The organism is Mariniflexile sp. (genome assembly GCF_052728615.1).
This window is the reverse complement of the sequence record NZ_JBFVFE010000018.1, coordinates 19,701-39,836: the sequence shown is the minus strand read 5'-3', so window position 1 is coordinate 39,836 and position 20,136 is coordinate 19,701. Positions and strand designations below refer to the sequence as shown.

The following is a 20,136-nucleotide window of genomic DNA, read 5'->3' as shown; positions in this document are numbered from 1 at the left end:
ATGGGTACAAAAATAAAAAACATAGGAATGTTGCTTTTCACGCTTGTTTTAGCAATCAGTTTAACAAATTGTAAAGCAGTCCAAAATGCTAATAATAAACAAAAAGGCGCCGTTATTGGCGCTACCGGTGGTGCCATTTTAGGTGCCATTATTGGTAACAACGTTGGTAAAGGAGGCAATGGCGAGTTGGGGGCTGTAATTGGTGGCGTTGTTGGTGGAGGAGCAGGAGTTCTTATTGGAAATAAAATGGATAAACAGGCCCAAAAAATTGAAGAAGAAATTCCAGGGGCTCAAGTAGAACGTGTGGATGACGGTATTGTGGTAACTTTTGATGAAAGCAGTGGTGTTTATTTTGATACTGCTAAATACCACATTAACAGTGCATCCCAAACCACTCTAAATAAATTGGCCAATGTGTTCAAGGAATATCCAGACACCAATATTTTGGTGGTTGGCCATACAGACAGTGTTGGTTCTGAGGAATCAAACATGACCCTATCAAAAAATAGAGCGTATGCTGTTACCAATTATTTAAAAGAAAAAGGATTGGGTGCTGGACGTTTTACAACCAATTGGTTTGGTGAAAGCCAGCCCATGCACGATAATGGAACTGCCGAAGGTCGCGCCAAAAACCGACGCGTAAATGTAGCGATCGTTCCTAATGAAAAAATGATTGAAGAAGCTAAAACACAAGCAGGAAATTAATTGTTCTTAATATAAATTTGTAAAAATCCCGTTTTCAATGTTACTTTAGAGACGGGATTTTTTTAGCTAATCGTTGTAATTTTTAATAATGAATAACATATAAACTAAAATTATTTATATTTGAATAATGTATTACAGAAGAAAAATAGTACTATCCCTTTTGCAAGTATTTAATAATGAGCTTGATAAAATAAAAGTTCAAAAATTGTTATTTTTATACAGTAGGTATAAAACAAAGAAAAAAACCTATGATTTTGTGCCTTACAAACTTGGTTGTTTTTCTTTTCAAGCAAATGCTGATTTAAATACTTTAAAAAAGTATGGAATTGTTTCTGAAACATCAAAAACTTGGAAAAAATTGGATGAAACTAATTATCTAACTCAAATTGATAAAGAAGACAAAAAAATAATTTCAGATTTTTCTGTTATTTATAAAGGGAAAACGAGTGATGACTTAATTGATTTAACATACAAGAGATATCCTTACTATGCTATTAATAGTACAATTGCATATAAATATCTGTCGAATGAAGAATTGAAAAACTTGGATAATTTTAGGTCTTCTGAAGATGAAATTGTCCTATTTACTATTGGATATGAAGGGATTTCTCTTGAACATTATTTAAATAAGTTAATTAAAAACAACATTAAGATTCTTTGCGATGTTAGAAGAAATGCTTTAAGTATGAAATATGGTTTTAGTAAAAATCAACTCCAAAATGCCTGTGAAGGTGTCGGAATAAAGTATTTTCATATTCCAGAAGTTGGTATTAATTCTGATAAACGGCAAGAATTAGATTCACAAAGTGATTATGACAACTTGTTTCATGATTATGTTTTGAACAGTATTCCACAAACAACAAATTATCAAAAAGAAATTCTAGACTTGTTAAAATACAATAAAAGAATTGCTTTAACTTGTTTTGAAGCTGATAACTGCCAATGCCATAGAACCCATTTAGCAGAAGCGATTTCACATTTTAAAGAATTTAAATACAAAATTGAGCATTTGTAATTTATGGCTTTAAAGAAAATTCTAATTACAGTAACAACTTATCCTCTTCCCTCTAGAAGTTATGATGAATTAGTTTGTACTGCTGGAATTTTAGAAGATGGTTCATGGATTAGAATTTACCCTATCCCATTAAGTTTTTTGAATCAAATAAAAAAGGATACTGGGTTTAAAAAATATACTTGGATAGAACTTGATGTAAAACCGAGAAATGATGATTTTAGACCAGAAAGCCATTCTCCAAATAATTACAATGTTAAAATTATTAATACACTTGACACTAAAAATTATTGGAGAGAACGAAAAAGAATCTGTTTAAGGAATGTCTATACTAATAAGGAAAAACTACTTAATGATTCTAAATCTCCAACTAACATATCGTTGGTGACTTTTAAACCGTCAAAGATTACAAACTTTATTATAGAAGATGATTCCAAGGAATGGAAAGATGAATGGAAAGAATTAAGAAAACAAACAGACTTATTTGCAGAAATAGAAAGCGACCCTGAAAAACTAATCCCTAAAGTTCCTTTTAAATTTTCTTATACTTTTGAAGATGATGAAGGTGTTCCAAGTACTTTAATGATTGAAGATTGGGAAATATTTCAACTTTATTGGAATTGTCTTCGTGACGCAAAAGGGAATGAGAAAATTGCTCTTGAAAAAGTGAAACAAAAATACTTTGATACTTTTGTAAATCAACATGACGTATATCTTTTTTTAGGAACAACCATGCAATGGCACAGACGAAGAGCAAATAATCCTTTTGTTATTATTGGAACTTTTCATCCCAAAATTGAAGAACAATTAAGTTTGGATTTATAATACCACCCTTTTTGGTTTTTTTCAAAAGAAAAATTAATGATAAAATATATAATCTCGCACACGCAATTACCTGAAGTTTCCATAAAAAACACGGTTGAACTATTAAATGAAGCGTGCACCATTCCTTTTATTTCACGTTACCGTAAAGAACGAACAGGCAATTTAGATGAGGTTCAAATTGGCGCTATTGTAAGGTACAAAGAACAATTTGAAGCTTTAAAAAAACGAAAAACAGCCATTTTAAAAGCACTTGAAGAACAGGCCGTTTTAAATTCCGAATTAAAACAAAAAATAGAGGCCGCACAAGATTTAACATCGCTTGAAGATTTATACCTGCCCTTCAAAAAAGGCAGAAAAACCAAAGCTGAAACCGCCAGAAAAAATGGATTGGAACCCTTGGCAAAAATCATTATGGGCCAAAATGCAAATGATATAGAATCTTTAGCGTTTAAATACATAAAAGACGAAGTAACCTCTGTTGAAGATGCGTTGGAAGGCGCACGCCATATTATTGCCGAATGGATCAATGAGCGTACCGATGTTAGAAACAACATCCGTTACCAATTAGAGCGTTTCGCCATGATTTCCACAAAAGTTGTCAAAACCAAGGCTGATGATACTTCGGCTGCACTCAGTACAAGTGAAAATGCCCAAAAATTCCGTGATTATTTTGATTGGGAAGAAGCGTTAAGCAGAATCCCATCCCACAGATTACTGGCTATTTTAAGAGCTGAAAATGAAGGGGTCATCAAAACAAAAATAGAGATTGATGATGACAAAGCATTATCAAAAATTGAAGATAGAATCATCCGTTCCCATAATGCATGTTCAGAACAAATTCAACTCGCCATTAAAGATGCTTATAAACGTTTGTTGTTTCCGTCGTTAAGCAATGAAGCGTTACAAGTAGCAAAAGCAAAAGCCGATGAAGCCGCCATTTCAGTATTTGCAAAAAACCTAAAGCAACTTTTGTTGGGTTCGCCTTTGGGCGAAAAACGGATTTTGGCTATCGACCCTGGTTTTAAATCGGGTTGTAAAGTGGTATGTTTGGATGCTCAAGGTGGTTTGTTGTATAACGAAACCATTTATCCGCATCCACCTAAAAGCGATAGTGCTGGCGCCATGAAAAAAATAAGTTCGTTAACCGAAGCCTACCAAATTGAAGCCATTGCGATTGGAAACGGCACCGCATCACGAGAAACTGAAGCTTTTATTGGAAAAATCCATTTTAAAAATAATGTACAGGTATTTGTGGTTAGTGAGGCGGGTGCGAGTATTTATTCGGCATCTAAAATAGCACGGGAAGAATTTCCAAATTATGATGTAACGGTACGTGGATCTGTGTCTATTGGAAGACGTTTGCAAGACCCATTGGCAGAATTGGTTAAAATTGATGCCAAATCCATTGGCGTTGGGCAATACCAACATGATGTGGACCAAACTAACCTTCAAAAAGCATTGGATGCTGTGGTTGAAAATTGCGTAAATGCGGTTGGTGTAAACATTAATACAGCGAGCAAGCCGTTGTTGAGCTACGTGTCTGGAATTGGGCCAAAACTTGCCGAAAATATTTTTGGATACCGCAATGAACATGGTGCTTTTAAATCGAGAAACGACATTAAAAAAGTACCGCGTTTAGGAGGCAAGGCCTTTGAACAAGGTGCTGCTTTTTTACGGATTAAAGAGCCTAAAAACCCTTTGGACGATTCGGCGGTCCATCCTGAAAGTTATGCAATAGTTGAAACCATGGCGAAAGATTTGGGCAAGAACGTATCCGATTTAATTGGACATACAGACTTACTTCTAAAGATAGATTTAAAAAAATATGGCTCAGATTCGGTGGGACTGCCAACGCTTCAAGATATCATCAAAGAACTGGAAAAACCCGGTTTGGACGTTCGCGAACAAGCCAAAGTCTTCACTTTCAATCAAAACATAAAAACCATCAACGATTTAAAAGAAGGGCAATTGCTCCCCGGCATTGTAAACAACATCACTAATTTTGGCTGTTTTGTAGATGTTGGTATTAAAGAAAGTGGATTGATTCACGTGTCCAATTTATCCGATAGCTTTGTAAAAGACGTGAACGAACACGTTGGTTTGCACCAACAAGTCATTGTTAAGGTTTTGGAAGTGGATATTCCGCGAAAGCGTATTCAACTTAAATTGCATAAATAAAAAATGTGCAAAAACCGTCATTGCGAGTTTTTTCATTAGAAAAAAACGAAGCAATCTTTCAAATTGAACTTCTATCCTATTTTGTTTATGAATTAGACAGATTGCTTCGTAGTACCTCCTACCATTGACATCGTATTTAACTAATTTAAAATCAATTATTTATGAAATGTCATTTTTACCGCTTGAAATTTTTTTCTTGGGCCTCGCAATGACAAGCAATTATTCTAAAATTTAAGAAGCCATTTTAAACGCATGTTGTTCTAATATAGCGTCTGCAATCAGTTTTTGCCATTTTTCAATGCGTTGAAGCTCAAAATCTTCTATTAAATCGGTATCTACATCAAAAAAATTGATGATGGTATTGGACTTGCCTGAAGATTTATAGGATATTTCCAAATGCAAATTTTTTAAGCCCGTTATCTTTTTTTTATCGTAGTTGTAATTTTTTACAACATGGCATTGTTTAATCTCTGCTATATTAATATTGATAATTATTGGATGTCCTGTTTCAAAATATACGTTGGTCAATATTTTATGGTCATTACTTATGCCAATAAAATTTTTACGCCATATCTCTTTAAGACCATAAACAATGCCGCTATCTTTTAATGAAGAATTTATGAGTTTTTTTGTGCTTACAGTATTTCTTGTTCCGTTTAAAATAAAATATAAAAAAGGAAGGAATACGCTTAAAGTTAAAATTATGGAAAGAATTACTACTGAAGTTTTCATCTTGTGTTTTTTTGGATTATTATTTATTGAATTGTTAAGACCCTCACGAATCATTGCTATGATGGAGGTTTTGTTGAATGGTGCAAAAACAATAGGCTACAAGAAGGAATGAAACGGGTATATTATTTTGCTAATGGTTAAATTTAAATTGAAGAAATCGCAGGCTTTTAAATAATTTGAGTTGTTTTCTAATAGCACCTTGTTTAAAGGCTTGTACGATTCTGAATAATTTACATGGTTTTGTTTTTTCAGTTTCTCAAAACTTACTAATTCTTCAAAAGAATTATTGATTGAGATGGCAGAGGCATTAACTGAACGGTCAATTTTAATATCATGCGGATGGCTAACAGATTTATATGACAGGTTGCTTTCTGTTTTAAACAGAAATAACGAGAAGAAACTTAACGTAACCGTTAAAAATAAACAGTTAATTTTTAGCATGTATCACTAAATTACAAAACGTAAATGTATAATAAAGTTTGTTAAAAAAATGATAATTTTTAGTGAATGGATATCAAAAAAAAAATGCGAACCAATTAGTTCACATTTTTTATAATTTAATACAAGGTAAAATTACCTATTCATATTTTTGATTTCATCCATAAAAGTGTCTAAATCCACCCCATTTTTCACTAAGGTTAAGGCTTTGTCCACAATATACTTCACGTTTTCAGGATGGAACCCAAGTCCCACAGCAATTTTGTTAAGCAAGAGTTCCTCATGGTCATCTTTAATATGGTCCACATAAACCATACGTGCCAAATCATACAAACGCTCTAAACGGATATCATAAGATAACGGTGGGTTTATGGGATGCGATTTATAATCCTTTAAAATTATTTTATAATCTTCTGCACTAATGTTTAAATTATGCGCTAAGCGATCCAAAAATGCTTTTTCTTCTGCGGTAATGATACCATCATTCATGGCTACACGTACAATAGCTGCAAAATGGTCTTCATTACGCTTTTTAAATCCACTATCAAATAAATCTGAAAACGACATATATTATTTTTTTTGTGGTGCAAACCTACATATTTTTTTCGTTTTTTTTGTATTCAAACACGTGAAAAATATATTAAAATCATTCCTTTTATCTAAGATAGCAAATAAAATCTGTTTTTTTTAAACGGCAATGAATTACTTCGACCCAAGGGTACGAGGTATCAAATAGGAATTCTTTTTTATTTCGGCACAAGCGTCAGGGAATGATCGGAAAATTGATTAAAACTCTTTCTTTGGGCATTCCCACGCACCCGACAGCTATCGGGAGCAGTGAAGTAATTGGTTGATCGATTACTAACAACCTATAGATCACTTTCCCGAAAAATAATGGGACAAGTTGTTCTTCGCAATAGTATAAAAACAGACTTTTTTGATAGTCTATAAACCAGAATATATTTGTGGTATTTAAAGGGTGCCTCTATTGGCCTGTTCTCTTTCAATAGATTCAAAAAGTGCCTTAAAATTTCCGGCTCCAAAACCGCGTGCGCCCATACGTTGAATGATTTCGAAAAACAGCGTAGGTCTGTCCTCCACGGGTTTTGTAAAGATTTGCAATAAGTAGCCTTCTTCATCGGCATCTATCATAATGCCCAAGCTTTTAAGGGTTTCTATGTCTTCCCTTAATTCGTGGTTATGTTCATGCAATCTTTCAGGAACCGCTTTATAATAGGCTTCGGGTGGAGTTGATAAAAATTCGATGCCTCGTGCTTTTAATTGGGTTACTGCTTTTATAATATCATCTGTTGCCACCGCAATATGCTGTACGCCCGCACCTTCGTAAAAATCGAGATATTCTTCAATTTGAGATCGTTTTTTGCCTTTGGCGGGTTCGTTTATGGGGAATTTTATGCGCCCGTTGCCATTGCTCATTACTTTACTCATTAACGCGGAATATTCGGTATGGATTTGTTTATCGTCAAACGATAAAAAGTTTTCGAACCCCATAACATCCTCATACCATTTTACCCAAACATTCATTTGGCCCCAACCTACGTTGCCAACCATGTGGTCTATATATTTTAAGCCTACTGGCACTGGGTTGTAATCGCTTTTCCATGCCCTAAAACCGGGCAGAAAAGCGCCCTTATAATTTTTACGTTCAACAAACATGTGTACTGTTTCTCCATAGGTGTAAATACCGGCACGCACTACTTCGCCATTGTCATCTGTTTCTACCACAGGTTCCATATACGATTTGGCACCTCTACTTGTGGTTTCTTGGTAGGCTTTTCTAGCATCTTCTACCCAAAGTGCTATTACTTTTACGCCGTCGCCATGCTTTACTAGATGCTCATTTATGGGTGATTTACTATTTAGGGGCGTGGTTAAAACCAAAAGGATTTTATCTTGTTTTAGCACATAACTTACTGAATCTTTTGAGCCAGTTTCCAAGCCTTTGTAGGCATGCGACTGAAACCCAAAGGCTGTTTTATAAAAGTGTGCTGCTTGTTTTGCGTTGCCTACGTAGAATTCTACGTAGTCTGTTCCTAAAAGGGGCAAAAAATCTTGTGCGCCTTCAAATATTTTTTCTAATGTATACATAGTATAAGCCCCTCTTAATCTCCCCAAAGGGAGAAACTCAAACGGGGATTGGAGTCTTTAATTATACCTAAATCAATTATTTCTTGTTTAAGTTGAAATTTAAAAAGCCCTCCCTTTGGGAGGGTTGGGTGGGCCTATATCCACGATTTATGATAATCGTCATCGGCTATTTTCATGCCTTCTTCCGTAACCATTAAGGGTTTAAAGGTATCGACCATAACTGCTAACTCATCTGTTTTTGTTTTGCCAATGCTCCGTTCGGTCGCTCCCGGATGTGGCCCATGCGGAATACCTGCGGGATGCAATGAGATCTGGCCTGCCTCCACATCGTTACGGCTCATAAAATCGCCATCCACGTAATACAGCACCTCATCGCTATCTATATTACTGTGGTTATAGGGCGCGGGAATGGAAAGCGGATGGTAATCGTACAAACGCGGTACAAAACTACAGACCACAAAGGCATCGGTTTCAAAAGTTTGATGGACTGGTGGCGGTTGATGGATGCGCCCTGTAATAGGCTCGAAATCATGGACTGAAAAGGCATACGGATAGTTGTAACCATCGTACCCAACCACATCAAACGGATGCGATGCATACACCATTTCAATAATATCCTCCTGCTTTTTTACTTTTATTAAAAAGTTGCCGGTTTCGTTGTAGGTTTCCAGTTCTTGTGGCCTGCGAATATCGCGTTCGCAATACGGCGCATGTTCCAACAATTGTCCAAACCAATTCCGGTAACGTTTTGGGGTGTAAATGGGTCGGTGCGATTCGACTATAAAAAGTCGATTGTCTTCCGTATCAAAATCCATTTTATAAATAATGCCTCGGGGAACCAACAAATAATCGCCATATTTAAAATCGAGATTTCCTAAATGGGTTCTTAATTTTCCTGTGCCTTTATGGATGAAAATCAATTCATCCGCATCGGTATTTTTATAAAAGTAATCTTGGGTACTTTGTTTTGGTGCTGCCAATATGATGGCGCAATCTTTGTTTATAAGTACTGTTTTTCGACTTTCTAAATAATCTTGCTCTGGCTGTACCTGAAATCCTTTTAAACGGTAGGATTGTATGTTATTTGCTTTGGCAATTTTTGGCGCTACACTATATTGTTTTTTTATTTTCTTGACTTGTGTGGGCCGTTGCTCATGGTAGCTATTTGTGTACATACCATCAAACCCAATGGTACCGAATAACTGTTCAGAATACAAACTACCATCTGGTTTTCTAAACTGCGTATGGCGTTTAGGCGGAATGCTTCCTAATGTATGATAAAAAGGCATTTTATTTAAAGTTAAAAGTTAGATATTAGAAGTTAAAAGTTTCAAGTACTTAAACTTCAATTAGATACATAAAGATACAAAAAAGTATGTTCATTCAGGATTTCTCTTGATGAGGAAGTGCAGAAATAATAATAGGCCTTGCCAAAAAAGTTGCATAACTTAACAAATATAATGATCTGTGGGAATAAAGACTTGCTGTTTTTCGCTTACGCGGAAATGAAAAAAAACACCTTTAAAACCAAAAACCGACATTAAAAAACCAATAGCTTTTATTTTTTTCAGGAGAGTAGCTGTATTTAACTTGTAAGGGGCCAACAAACGTTTCCATACCGTAGCCTAAAGCATAGCCCCTATAATTGGGAAGCGTAAACCATTCTCCCGATTCGAAAATATCATCATCTACATTGGCCCAATTCCCTTCTAACGTTATATGGTTCTTTTTAAAAATCTCAAAATCGGCACTTAAAGACGCCTTTACATAACTATTCCCCGTAAGGGAAATAAAATCGTAACCGACAAAAGGAATAAAATTATTGATTAAATTATTGCCGTAACCTCCCAATGCAAAATCCAATGTTTTTGTTGATTTATCCCCCATTTTAAACCCGCCACTAGTTTGCACATTAAACGCTAATTTATGTGAAACACTAAAGGCATATCCCATGTCTGCCTTTGCTATTGAAAAATTTTGAAAATCTTCATTAAAATGACTGGCATATAAATACATGTGCAAGTCTGCATCAAGACAAACCCCTTTTGTTGGAAAATATTTATTGTTGTACGTATCTAGTTTTAAGCCTCCAAAAACGCTTAAATAATCGGTGTTTTCAAATATAAATTCATTATTTCTATTAGTGGCCAATAAGGTTTGGGATTTTATTTGAAGACGCTTATGTTCGGCACCCACACTAAAGGCAAAGTCTTTTCTGAATAGGGTTTGCAAATAAAATTGATTGGTTTGATCTTGCAATTCGGCATCCACTTTATTTAATCCTGTAGCTGTTATTTCGGAATCTTCCAATAATAATTGCGCACTTACATTTTTATTGAATTGATGGTATCTTGATTTTAAACCGATGCTCCAATAAAAACCCTTATCAATAAAATATTCAAAATTATACCTCACGTTATCTCCTAAAATAACATCTAATGATGCCACATCATTCCCAAATAAAAGGCGCTTTTTGGTTAGGTTAACCAGTGCCGCACTTTTGTATAAATCATCAAAGTGCACCCCCAATTTTAAAAAAGTGCTTATTTTGGTTTCTTTCAAGCTAGCAATAAAATTGTATCCTTCTCCATTTTCAGTATTTTTTAATTGATATTCAAAAGAATCAAAGTTATTGGTTGCTACCAAATCGTTTATGCCTCTGTTAAAATCTGCATAGCTAATCTTTTCATTGTTTTTTAATTTAAGCTTTCCTAAAATATAAGCTCTGGAATATTTGTTGTTTCCAGTTATCACAATGTTATTTATTATGATGCTATCACGCACTTTCAAGGCGATTTCATGTGGTATTTGGCTGGTATTTGTATTGACTAATTTTTTTAAATCCTCCAGTTTTAAAAGAGCAGCCTGTTTTCCGTTTTCTATGATTTTTGAACCCTCGCTGAACGACACCACACTATAATCCTTAATGTCGGGCTTAATATAAATGTCGGTTTTCTTAACCTTGCGTTTCATATCGTTAATAGTCCTGAAGTTGTTTATTTGTACCAAAACATCGGGCGCCGAAATTAGCTCTTCCCGGTTTACCAATCCGTCTTGCACATCAACACCAATAATGACGTCCATTCCTTTGGCACGTAATTCGTCCACCGGATAGTTATTGACCACCCCGCCATCAATCAACATTTGATTGTTTATGATAACAGGCTGAAAAAGAGAAGGCAATGCGCCACTCGCCATGATGGACTGCGTTAAATTACCTTTGTCAAGTAGTACTTGCCGACCTGTTTCAATATCGGTGGCAATACAAAAAAATGGAATTGGCAACTGGCTAAAATCATCAATTTGATTAACGTGCAAAGTCAGTTTAGAGAACAGACTGTAGGTGTTTTGTCCACGGGAAAGTGCCGATGGCAACTTAATTTTAAAATTCTCAAAGGGTAAGTTCACAGCGTATCTCTCAGAATTATTTCGCTCATAAAAGGCTTTGGAAGCTCTCGGTAAATCGTCATTTATAAGCCTGTCAAAATCTATTTCGTGAAAAATGGAATCGAGTTGTTTGCCCGAATAACCAGAGGCATAAAGTGCACCAATTATGGCACCCATGCTGGTTCCTGCAACATAATCAATCTTCACGCCCAAACTGTCAATAACCTTTAGGGCGCCAATATGCGCCAACCCTTTGGCACCACCGCCACTTAACACTAAACCGATTTTTGGCGTACTGTTTTCTGGAGTATTATTTTGCGCTTTCGCGGAAAGAAATACAAGTAGGCACAGGATTAATATGGTGGTTTTGGTTTGCAAGTTATTGTTCTTGGTATTTGATTTTAAATTATTGAGAAAGCCTGATTTATGATTTTTATGAAAAATCAATACCTCTAAACATTAACAAAAGGTGTTCTTTCTACGGGCAATTTTAAAGTGCTTAAAATTTTATTTAATGCTGTTAATGACTCTTCTTCAATAAAATCAGTGTTAATCTTCAATTCATCTGAATCGGTTTTTAAAGTGTACTCTCCGGCAAATTTCTTAATCCAGTTTATTTCATCCATATTTATTTCCTTTCTAAAAATCGAATTCTTTTTAATAATGCCGTTTTTAATGGTTAAGTACTGATTTTTAAATTCGTACAAGAATTGTATTGAGTAAAGTGCTCCAATTACCAAATATCCATAATCAAACCATCGTGTTTTTATATCTGCAAATACATTAAAAATTCCAAAAACAATCCAGATACATGCCATTATTAAATTGGTGTAAAGTCTTCTTTTCTTATATTTTATTTTCATATATTCCCGTATTTATCATTGAACACTGATTCATTTCTCATGATAATAATTATAAACCTTCTCAGCTCTTGATGCGCCAACAACTACTTCCAGTTCGTCCAACTTCGCATTGGCAACTCGTTTAGCCGATTTAAAATGCTTTAGCAAGTCCACCACGGTTTTTTCGCCTACGCCAGTTATGGTTTCCAGTTCGGTATTTAACGCGGTTTTGCTGCGTTTATTTCTGTGGTGCTCAATGCCAAAACGGTGCGCTTCGTTACGCAATTGCTGTATCACTTTAAGCGTTTCACTTTTTTTATCTAAATATAGTGGAATTGGATCGTTTGGATAGAATAATTCCTCTAAACGTTTCGCAATTCCGATAATGGCTATTTTTCCTCGTAAATCAAGTACATTTAAACTTTTTAATGCTGATGATAATTGCCCTTTACCTCCATCAATAATGATGAGTTGTGGTAAAGATTGCTCTTCGTCCAACATCCTTTTATAACGGCGGTACACCACTTCTTCCATGGAAGCAAAATCGTCTGGTCCCTCTACCGTTTTTATGTTAAAATGCCGATAATCCTTTTTGCTGGGTTTCCCATTTTTAAAAACCACACACGCCGCAACGGGATGCGTGCCTTGAATGTTTGAATTATCAAAACATTCTATATGCCGCGGTTCTTCGGGCAACCTTAAATCGGCTTTCATTTGCGCCATAATTCTATTGGCATGCCGATCTGGATCTACAATTTTATCTTGTTTAAACCGCTCCATACGGTAATATTTAGCGTTTCTTAAAGACAAATCCAAGATGTGTTTTTTGTCGCCCAATTGCGGCAACGTTACTTTAATATCCTCACCTATCTCCACTTTAAAAGGTACATAAATTTCTTTTGAATTTGAATGGAATCGCTGACGGATTTCAATAATAGCCAATTCCAATAACTCGACATCGGTTTCGTCTAATTTCTTCTTGATTTCCAAGGTGTGCGACCGAATGATTGCCCCGTAGGAGAGCTGTAAAAAATTGACATACCCATAGCTTTCATCACTCATAATGGAGAACACATCTACGTTACTTATTTTTGGGTTTACAATAGTGGATTTAGACTGATAATTTTCAAGAACCTCTATTTTTTCCTTCATTTTTTGGGCTGCCTCAAAGTGCATATCTACCGCCAACTGTTTCATTTGGATTTTAAATTGAGACAACGAATCCTTAAAATTTCCTTTTAAAATTTCTTTTATAGCCTTAATATTCTCGTGATAGGATGTTTCGGTTTCAAAACCTTCACAAGGCCCGTAACAGTTTCCCAAATGGTATTCTAAGCACACTTTGTATTTACCCGCTTCAATTTTGGTTTCCGATAAATCGTAATTACAAGTCCGTAACGGATAAAGCCCTTTTATTAAATCCAATAGCGTGTGCACCGTTTTCATGCTGGTGTAAGGCCCAAAATATTCTGAGCCATCCTTAAAAACCCTACGGGTAGAAAACACTCTGGGGAAACGCTCGTTTTTAACGCAAATCCACGGATAGGATTTGTCGTCCTTCAACATCACATTGTACTTAGGTTGGTACTTTTTTATGAGGTTATTCTCTAGCAATAAGGCATCCGTTTCCGTATCGACCACAATGTGCTTTACAGTGGCTATTTTTTTTACCAAGACACGTGTTTTTCCGTTATCGTGCGTTTTTGTAAAATAGGAACCGACCCGTTTTTTTATATTTTTAGCTTTTCCAACGTAAATGAGCGTGCCATCCTTATCATAATATTGGTACACACCCGGTTGGTTTGGTAAGGTTTGTAATTGTATTTCTAAAGTAGGTTTGTCCATTAACGTAAAGGTAATTATTTTTAATTTTTTAATAATGAAATACCACAGAGTAAATCTGTTAAACTTTTGAGGCTACCTAACTATTTGCTACCTTGCCCCACATTTTAAAAGCATTAAATGAACAAAAAAATAATTGGTAGGGTCGATAAAATAGATTTCCCTAATTTGGGATTGTTCCATATTGATGTTAAAATTGATACGGGCGCATATACTTCAACCATTCATTATTCTGAAATTATTGAAGAAAATAATACTTTAAGGTGTATTTTTAACAGTGACGCACATCAAAATTTTGGTAAGACCGACATCATTTTTGATGACTATTCGCGTACCAATGTAAAAAGTAGCAATGGTTTTAAAGAAGACCGATATAAAATAAAATCTGAAGTCATATTTTTTGGAAAAACCTACAAGATTAACCTAACTTTAAGCACACGCAACGACATGAAATTTCCTGTTTTAATTGGCAGGCAATTTTTAAAGCGAAAATTTATGGTTGATGTAGATTTGGAAAATGTTTCTTATAATTCAAAATTCTTATGAACATAGTTATATTATCTAGAAATTCCAATCTATATTCCACCGACAGACTTGTTGAAGAAGGTGAAAAAAGAGGTCATAAAATAGAGGTGATCGATCCTTTAAAATGCGATATCATTATTGAAAGGGAAAAACCCACCATATATTATAAAGACCGCTATTTGGATTATGTAGATGCCGTAATTCCCAGAATTGGTGCTTCCATAACTTTTTATGGTTGTGCCGTGGTGCGCCAATTTGAAATGATGAACGTGTTTACCATTGCAACTTCTGATGCCATTCAACGTTCCCGGGATAAATTAAGAAGTTTACAACGCTTAAGTAAAGCAGGTATTGGGATGCCAAAAACCGTTTTCACCAATTACTCGCGCGATGTTGAAGAAGTGATTGAACATGTTGGCGGAGTCCCCGTTATTATAAAATTATTGGAAGGCACACAAGGTTTAGGGGTGGTTTTGGCTGAAACAAAAAATGCTGCCGAATCTGTTCTGGAAGCTTTTAATGGTTTGGAAGCGCGTGTTATTGTACAAGAATTTATAAAAGAAGCAAAAGGCGCCGATTTACGCGCTTTAATAGTAGATGGGCAAGTAGTGGGTGCCATGAAGCGCCAAGGAAAAGAAGGCGAGTTTCGTTCAAACTTACATCGCGGTGGTTCTGCCAATATTATTAAATTAAGCGACTCTGAATTAAAATTAGCCATCAATGCATCCCGTGTACTAAAATTGCCGGTTTGTGGGGTTGATATGCTACAATCGGCACGAGGCCCCTTACTTTTAGAAGTAAATTCCACACCGGGGCTTGAAGGTATTGAGGAGGCTACGGGCAAAAATATTGCCAAAAGCATTATTACGTACATTGAAAGAAGCCGACATAGTTAATATTATAATAAAATGACATCCATTACCAACAACGTTTTAACTATTCTGAACACAAAAATATATCCCGGTGAAAGTAAGGAGATTGATTTTGATGTTGCCAATCTTCACACGTCTTCTCCTATAAACGTTCCCGTTATTATAGAACGTGCTAAAAAACCAGGTCCCATTGTATTATTTACGGCGGGCATTCATGGTGATGAGGTAAACGGTGTTGAAATAGTACGGCAATTGATAGCCAAAGGCATTAACAAACCAAAAGCAGGTACCATCATTTGTATTCCAGTAATTAATATTTTCGGATTTATAAATTTAAAACGCGAGTTTCCTGATGGCAGGGATTTGAATCGGGTGTTTCCAGGAACGTCTGAAGGTTCTTTGGCCAGTAGGGTGGCGCATAAATTAATGCATGAAATTGTACCCATTGCCGATTACATTATAGATTTCCATACGGGTGGTGCCGGTCGTTTTAACGCACCGCAACTTCGTATCATGAAGGAAAATAGGTCACTTAACGAGTTGGCAAAAGTGTTTGGCGCTCCCTTTGTTCTCTACTCTAAAAATCTAAATAAATCATTCAGGAACACTTGCTATAAATTGGGCAAACCCATGTTGCTTTTTGAAGGTGGAAAATCGTTCCATATAGATGAAAGTGTAACCAATCATGGTGTGAATGGCTCAAAACGTGTTTTGCAACATTTAGGGATGTTAAGCACAAAATTTAATGTTTCCAAACCAAAAAAGGACACCGTTTTTATTAATGAAAGCAGATGGCAACGTGCTAGTCATTCTGGTATGTTTAGAGCCTCAATCGGTATCAGTTCCCACGTGAAAAAAGGAGATGTTTTAGGACATATCACAGACCCTTACGGCAAATTAAATCAGGCAGTAAAAGCACCAAATACGGGGTATATTATTAACGTAAATGAATCGCCTATTGTATATCAAGGCGATGCTTTGTTTCATATTTCCTCAAAACTCAAACGTTAAAACACCATGCTTAAAACTGAATTACGGAAAAAATATAAAGCGCTTCGTAATACCTTATCCACTGCCCAAGTTGACGATTTAAGCATCTCTATTGCCAATCAACTTTTAAAATTGCCCATTTGGGAATTTTCATTCTATCATATTTTTTTGGCCATTGAAGAACAAAAAGAAGTGAATACCGATTATATCTTGAATATTTTATCAGGAAAAGATAAAAACATTGTGATTTCCAAAAGTGATTTTAAAACGGGTTTGATGACGCATTTCCTTCTGACCGATGGTACAAAAATCAAAAAGAACAGATATAATATTCCCGAACCGGTTGATGGTATTAAAATTCCAAATGATAAGATAGAAGTGGTTTTTATACCCCTTTTGGCTTTTGATAAAAAAGGAAACCGCGTGGGTTATGGCAAAGGATTTTACGATCGGTTTTTAGCGGATTGCAAACCGGAAACCCTTAAAATTGGATTGTCATTTTTTGAAGTGGAAAATGAAATTACTGAAGTTTTTGAAAGCGATATGGCATTAGACTATTGCGTAACGCCTATTGGAATCTATCGCTATTAATTCCTGCAATTTTCGCAATACGTTTTTCGTAGAAATTCATTATCCAACAACTGAAATGTGACCCCGCCATCATTCACAGAATTAAACAATTTACAGAACCGTTCATTATTCATATTATAAGCATTCAACAAAATAGTCCGGTAATTGGGCTCCTTGGTAAGGTCTTTATCAATTAATGTTAAGTTTAAATAATAAAATAGGAGGTTTTCGTCAATATCAATACTTCTTGCCTTTCTTTCCAACAGCTTAACGGCTAAATCAGAATTGCCATAGAGACTAAAAAACTGGGCCAAACTTAAATAATCGTAATCCGATAAGGTAAAATTTTTATAGTTATTGTTTACGTACTCCACGGACTTGTCCTTGTTGTCAAAATCCCTATTCCTCATAAATTTATCGGAAATAACAATATGGAAGTTTGACATCATTCTTGAAATGAGCGATTTATCTATCCCGTAATTTTTTAGTGCATTTATTTCCTTTACCAAAGTAGATTCATCAATATTGATGGCTTTATAGCGCCACAGCCTTATTTCCATGACCACTATGTTGTATTTTACTTCACCATCTTTCGGTACCAGTTTTTCTAGATCCAGCAATTCGTTGTAAACAATCAAAGCCTGCCTTTCATCAAAAATATATTTATAAGCCGCATTTTTATTGATTAGTTTGGCGTTTTTAGCCTGCCTTGGTATATCCATATCCCGCAGAATATCGGGAGAAGCTTCTTGTATCCTTATTTTTTCAAAAATGGAATTTTGTATGTCTTTCGCTAAATCAATTTTTCCTTCAGATACGGCTGAATTAAATTCATTTACAAGCGTGCTGGCAGACTCTATTTTACGCTTTTCTTTTTTTTCCAATTCCAACTCAATAACAGCCTTTCTATGGTTTTTTAAAATATATTCCATATCTCTTGAAACGGAACCTTCTATGTTCTTTTTAATCTCTTCCTTGGCCTGCGATTTTAAATACTCGTATTTGGTGCCCTCAATATCATTAAAAAATTCAACCCAGTTTTCTGATGAAGACACCACCGTTTTAATAGTTGGTTTTTGGTATGCTTGTAAAGCAGCAACCACACTATTGCCTCGTTCCTTTTGTAATTCAACATTTCTGCTGGATATCCCTTCAATAGAGGCATACACTTTTATATTCAAGGCCTTAATATCAAAATCCGTTAATCTTAAAGAATCATAAATGGGTTTTATATCTGCCTGGGAATAATTGGATTTATTTTTTTTAAACGGAACAATAAACTTTAATGTTTTGTTTCTAATGGCTGTGCCTTCAGCGGATGAGGACGATCTAATTTGTTTGGTACCATAAGTTAAATCGTCCAAATACATCCCCATGTCCAACAAGTCCCATGAATAATATTCCAAATCATAGGTGACGTAATATTGGCACAGATTTTTTTTCCCTAAAAATAGAATGTTATATTCTACATTGGCATTAAGAAGCGCTTTAGGTATTTTCCCGACTTTTACCCGATACGTATTTTGTCCGCCAAATTTTAAACCCTCTTTTAATTCTTGGGAATAAACAGGCTTTAATAAAAGGCCCTTTATTTGATTGCTTTCAACAAATAGCAGCGCACAGCTGTACCTGTTTTTTAAAACAATATCTATGGCAAGTCCATCATCTGCATTTTTAAACACGGTATTAAACCAATTTCTATCATTTACCTCAAAATAAAGATCATCGTTTTCCCTTGTAATGGAATACCTTGCTTCTTTGGGTTTTTGGCGGAATGCTTGAATGCACTCTTTACATTTCTGGTCTCTATCATTAGCATTGAAAACAATATCGAACGTGTTTTGGGACCACGCTATGTGTGAACTGAACAGTACATAAGCGATGACGAATAGAAATTTGCCTTTCATTATTAAGAGTTTGAGAGAATATTTTTTATTAAAACATAAATATAGTAAATACTGTAAAAGTATAAAATACTTACTTATTATATTTTTTAATGGCTTATTTATTTGAAAACGCTTTTTTATTAAAAACGATAAGCATTAAAAATCCTGTGCTTATTGCCATATCGGCAACATTAAAAACGGGCTCGAAAAAATTAAAACGCTTGCCCCCATAAAAAGGAACCCATGTTGGTAGGTCTATTCCAAAAAGCGGGAAATACAGCATATCTACAACACGTCCGTGCAAAAAAGTGTCGTAACCGCCAGCTTCCGGTAAAAATCTGGCAACTTGGTTAAAACTGTCTTCAAATAATATACCATAAAAAACGGAATCGACAATATTTCCCAAAGCCCCCGCAAATATGAAAGCAATGGCCACAATCAAAACCTTGGATGCTTGTTTCTTTGTAGTATCGTATAGCCAATATCCAATACCAAATATGGCTACAACCCGGAATAGCGTTAAAATAACTTTGGCTGTTCTATCAGAAATAAACGAGACAAAATCGCTGATTTTTGTTCCCCAAGCCATCCCATCGTTTTCAATAAAATAGATTTGAAACCAACTGAATACTTCTATGTTATCTTGAAGTTTAAAATGTGTTTTAATGTATATTTTACTTATTTGGTCTATAAGCAAAATGATGACGATTAGCAGTATTGATTTTTTTAAGGACATGAAAACGATTTACGATTTCTGATTTACGATTGAATAGGTGATTTAAAAAATAAAAAACGTCTCGCTTATAAGTCGAGACGTTTAAAATATATCATTTAAACCATGTTATTGCATGTTTTTTGCTTCAATGCTTAAGGTAGCGTGGGGCACTAATTTTAATCGCTCTTTCGCAATTAATTTGCCGGTAACCCTGCAAACCCCATACGTTTTGTTCTCAATTCTAATTAAAGCATTTTTTAAATCGCGAATAAACTTTTCTTGGCGAATGGCCAATTGCGAGTTAGACTCTTTGCTCATTACCTCACTTCCTTCATCAAAGGCTTTAAAGGTGGGCGATGTATCTTCGGTGCCATTGTTATGGTCGTTCATGTACGCACTTTTAATAAGCTCTAAATCGTGCTGTGCTTTGATAATTTTATCTTGTATCAGTGCTTTAAATTCTGCTAAATCTTTATCAGAATATCTTACATTTAAATCTAAACTCATA

At 35.2% G+C, this 20,136-nt stretch carries 19 protein-coding genes; 8 read left to right on the top strand and 11 right to left on the bottom strand.

The window, feature by feature from the left end; all coding sequences use genetic code 11:
- The 4 genes from ACU1LP_RS08940 to ACU1LP_RS08925 all read left to right on the top strand — a co-directional run bounded on the left by ACU1LP_RS08940 (position 1) and on the right by ACU1LP_RS08925 (position 4,720).
- Positions 1-705, top strand: a complete 705-nt coding sequence (locus ACU1LP_RS08940; protein ID WP_445736088.1) for an OmpA family protein — start codon at positions 1-3, stop codon at positions 703-705.
- A 127-nt stretch (positions 706-832) separates the two neighbouring features.
- A complete protein-coding gene (locus tag ACU1LP_RS08935) occupies positions 833-1,720 on the top strand; it encodes a DUF488 domain-containing protein (protein ID WP_445736087.1) in 888 nt (295 codons plus the stop codon).
- A 3-nt stretch (positions 1,721-1,723) separates the two neighbouring features.
- Positions 1,724-2,542, top strand: coding sequence for a hypothetical protein (locus tag ACU1LP_RS08930; RefSeq protein WP_445736086.1), 819 nt, complete (start codon positions 1,724-1,726; stop codon positions 2,540-2,542).
- Between the two features lie 36 nt (positions 2,543-2,578).
- Positions 2,579-4,720, top strand: coding sequence for a Tex family protein (locus tag ACU1LP_RS08925; protein ID WP_445736085.1), 2,142 nt, complete (start codon positions 2,579-2,581; stop codon positions 4,718-4,720).
- Between the two features lie 231 nt (positions 4,721-4,951).
- Here ACU1LP_RS08925 and ACU1LP_RS08920 read toward each other — a convergent pair whose 3' ends face one another.
- The 8 genes from ACU1LP_RS08920 to uvrC form a co-directional block, all read right to left on the bottom strand.
- The gene (locus ACU1LP_RS08920; protein WP_445733543.1) at positions 4,952-5,452 is read right to left on the bottom strand and encodes a hypothetical protein; all 501 of its coding nucleotides are present in this window, start codon (positions 5,450-5,452) and stop codon (positions 4,952-4,954) included.
- Between the two features lie 96 nt (positions 5,453-5,548).
- Positions 5,549-5,893 (bottom strand): hypothetical protein, encoded by a 345-nt coding sequence (locus ACU1LP_RS08915; RefSeq protein ID WP_445736084.1) that lies wholly within the window; start codon positions 5,891-5,893, stop codon positions 5,549-5,551.
- Positions 5,894-6,025: 132 nt separating this feature from the next.
- Positions 6,026-6,457: a TerB family tellurite resistance protein gene (locus ACU1LP_RS08910; RefSeq protein WP_445733542.1), complete on the bottom strand. Its 432-nt coding sequence runs from the start codon at positions 6,455-6,457 to the stop codon at positions 6,026-6,028.
- A gap of 405 nt (positions 6,458-6,862) precedes the next feature.
- Positions 6,863-7,999: a 4-hydroxyphenylpyruvate dioxygenase gene (hppD, locus tag ACU1LP_RS08905; RefSeq protein ID WP_445733541.1), complete on the bottom strand. Its 1,137-nt coding sequence runs from the start codon at positions 7,997-7,999 to the stop codon at positions 6,863-6,865.
- A gap of 134 nt (positions 8,000-8,133) precedes the next feature.
- Positions 8,134-9,288 (bottom strand): homogentisate 1,2-dioxygenase, encoded by a 1,155-nt coding sequence (locus ACU1LP_RS08900; RefSeq protein ID WP_445736083.1) that lies wholly within the window; start codon positions 9,286-9,288, stop codon positions 8,134-8,136.
- 232 nt (positions 9,289-9,520) lie between these two features.
- Positions 9,521-11,764, bottom strand: coding sequence for a patatin-like phospholipase family protein (locus ACU1LP_RS08895; protein ID WP_445733540.1), 2,244 nt, complete (start codon positions 11,762-11,764; stop codon positions 9,521-9,523).
- A 74-nt stretch (positions 11,765-11,838) separates the two neighbouring features.
- Positions 11,839-12,249 (bottom strand): hypothetical protein, encoded by a 411-nt coding sequence (locus ACU1LP_RS08890; RefSeq protein WP_445733262.1) that lies wholly within the window; start codon positions 12,247-12,249, stop codon positions 11,839-11,841.
- Between the two features lie 30 nt (positions 12,250-12,279).
- Positions 12,280-14,073, bottom strand: coding sequence for an excinuclease ABC subunit UvrC (gene uvrC / locus ACU1LP_RS08885; protein WP_445733539.1), 1,794 nt, complete (start codon positions 14,071-14,073; stop codon positions 12,280-12,282).
- Between the two features lie 117 nt (positions 14,074-14,190).
- Here uvrC and ACU1LP_RS08880 point away from each other — a divergent pair, with 117 nt between their 5' ends.
- From ACU1LP_RS08880 to ACU1LP_RS08865, 4 genes are read left to right on the top strand one after another with little or no spacing between them, the layout of a single operon-like run.
- Positions 14,191-14,616: an ATP-dependent zinc protease family protein gene (locus ACU1LP_RS08880; RefSeq protein WP_445733538.1), complete on the top strand. Its 426-nt coding sequence runs from the start codon at positions 14,191-14,193 to the stop codon at positions 14,614-14,616.
- Complete coding sequence (gene rimK / locus ACU1LP_RS08875; protein ID WP_445733537.1) at positions 14,613-15,491, top strand: 30S ribosomal protein S6--L-glutamate ligase; 879 nt, start codon at positions 14,613-14,615, stop codon at positions 15,489-15,491. Before ACU1LP_RS08880 ends, rimK begins: the two co-directional genes overlap by 4 nt.
- 12 nt (positions 15,492-15,503) lie before the next feature.
- Entirely contained in the window at positions 15,504-16,478 is a 975-nt protein-coding gene (locus ACU1LP_RS08870) for a succinylglutamate desuccinylase/aspartoacylase family protein (protein ID WP_445733536.1), read from the top strand.
- A 6-nt stretch (positions 16,479-16,484) separates the two neighbouring features.
- Positions 16,485-17,048, top strand: a complete 564-nt coding sequence (locus ACU1LP_RS08865) for a 5-formyltetrahydrofolate cyclo-ligase (protein WP_445733535.1) — start codon at positions 16,485-16,487, stop codon at positions 17,046-17,048.
- Here the strand turns inward: ACU1LP_RS08865 and ACU1LP_RS08860 are convergent.
- The 3 genes from ACU1LP_RS08860 to ACU1LP_RS08850 all read right to left on the bottom strand — a co-directional run bounded on the left by ACU1LP_RS08860 (position 17,045) and on the right by ACU1LP_RS08850 (position 20,135).
- Positions 17,045-18,934 carry a hypothetical protein gene (locus ACU1LP_RS08860; protein WP_445733534.1) on the bottom strand — a complete coding sequence of 630 codons (1,890 nt, stop codon included), beginning with the start codon at positions 18,932-18,934 and terminating at the stop codon, positions 17,045-17,047. The genes ACU1LP_RS08865 and ACU1LP_RS08860 overlap by 4 nt on opposite strands.
- A gap of 94 nt (positions 18,935-19,028) precedes the next feature.
- Positions 19,029-19,649: a lipoprotein signal peptidase gene (locus tag ACU1LP_RS08855; RefSeq protein WP_445733533.1), complete on the bottom strand. Its 621-nt coding sequence runs from the start codon at positions 19,647-19,649 to the stop codon at positions 19,029-19,031.
- Between the two features lie 105 nt (positions 19,650-19,754).
- Complete coding sequence (locus ACU1LP_RS08850; RefSeq protein ID WP_445732563.1) at positions 19,755-20,135, bottom strand: TraR/DksA family transcriptional regulator; 381 nt, start codon at positions 20,133-20,135, stop codon at positions 19,755-19,757.
- Position 20,136 lies beyond the last annotated feature (1 nt).

What these genes read in the sequence shown, in the direction of transcription:
- ACU1LP_RS08930 (WP_445736086.1), top strand. Translation starts at nt 1,724, where the DNA reads ATGGCTTTAAAGAAAATTCTAATTACAGTAACAACTTATCCTCTTCCC.
- ACU1LP_RS08860 (WP_445733534.1), bottom strand. Translation starts at nt 18,934, where the DNA reads ATGAAAGGCAAATTTCTATTCGTCATCGCTTATGTACTGTTCAGTTCA.
- ACU1LP_RS08925 (WP_445736085.1), top strand. Translation starts at nt 2,579, where the DNA reads ATGATAAAATATATAATCTCGCACACGCAATTACCTGAAGTTTCCATA.
- hppD (WP_445733541.1), bottom strand. Translation starts at nt 7,999, where the DNA reads ATGTATACATTAGAAAAAATATTTGAAGGCGCACAAGATTTTTTGCCC.
- ACU1LP_RS08850 (WP_445732563.1), bottom strand. Translation starts at nt 20,135, where the DNA reads ATGAGTTTAGATTTAAATGTAAGATATTCTGATAAAGATTTAGCAGAA.
- ACU1LP_RS08865 (WP_445733535.1), top strand. Translation starts at nt 16,485, where the DNA reads ATGCTTAAAACTGAATTACGGAAAAAATATAAAGCGCTTCGTAATACC.
- rimK (WP_445733537.1), top strand. Translation starts at nt 14,613, where the DNA reads ATGAACATAGTTATATTATCTAGAAATTCCAATCTATATTCCACCGAC.
- ACU1LP_RS08900 (WP_445736083.1), bottom strand. Translation starts at nt 9,288, where the DNA reads ATGCCTTTTTATCATACATTAGGAAGCATTCCGCCTAAACGCCATACG.
- ACU1LP_RS08940 (WP_445736088.1), top strand. Translation starts at nt 1, where the DNA reads ATGGGTACAAAAATAAAAAACATAGGAATGTTGCTTTTCACGCTTGTT.
- ACU1LP_RS08915 (WP_445736084.1), bottom strand. Translation starts at nt 5,893, where the DNA reads ATGCTAAAAATTAACTGTTTATTTTTAACGGTTACGTTAAGTTTCTTC.
- ACU1LP_RS08880 (WP_445733538.1), top strand. Translation starts at nt 14,191, where the DNA reads ATGAACAAAAAAATAATTGGTAGGGTCGATAAAATAGATTTCCCTAAT.
- ACU1LP_RS08870 (WP_445733536.1), top strand. Translation starts at nt 15,504, where the DNA reads ATGACATCCATTACCAACAACGTTTTAACTATTCTGAACACAAAAATA.
- ACU1LP_RS08920 (WP_445733543.1), bottom strand. Translation starts at nt 5,452, where the DNA reads ATGAAAACTTCAGTAGTAATTCTTTCCATAATTTTAACTTTAAGCGTA.
- ACU1LP_RS08935 (WP_445736087.1), top strand. Translation starts at nt 833, where the DNA reads ATGTATTACAGAAGAAAAATAGTACTATCCCTTTTGCAAGTATTTAAT.
- ACU1LP_RS08855 (WP_445733533.1), bottom strand. Translation starts at nt 19,649, where the DNA reads ATGTCCTTAAAAAAATCAATACTGCTAATCGTCATCATTTTGCTTATA.
- ACU1LP_RS08910 (WP_445733542.1), bottom strand. Translation starts at nt 6,457, where the DNA reads ATGTCGTTTTCAGATTTATTTGATAGTGGATTTAAAAAGCGTAATGAA.
- ACU1LP_RS08890 (WP_445733262.1), bottom strand. Translation starts at nt 12,249, where the DNA reads ATGAAAATAAAATATAAGAAAAGAAGACTTTACACCAATTTAATAATG.
- uvrC (WP_445733539.1), bottom strand. Translation starts at nt 14,073, where the DNA reads ATGGACAAACCTACTTTAGAAATACAATTACAAACCTTACCAAACCAA.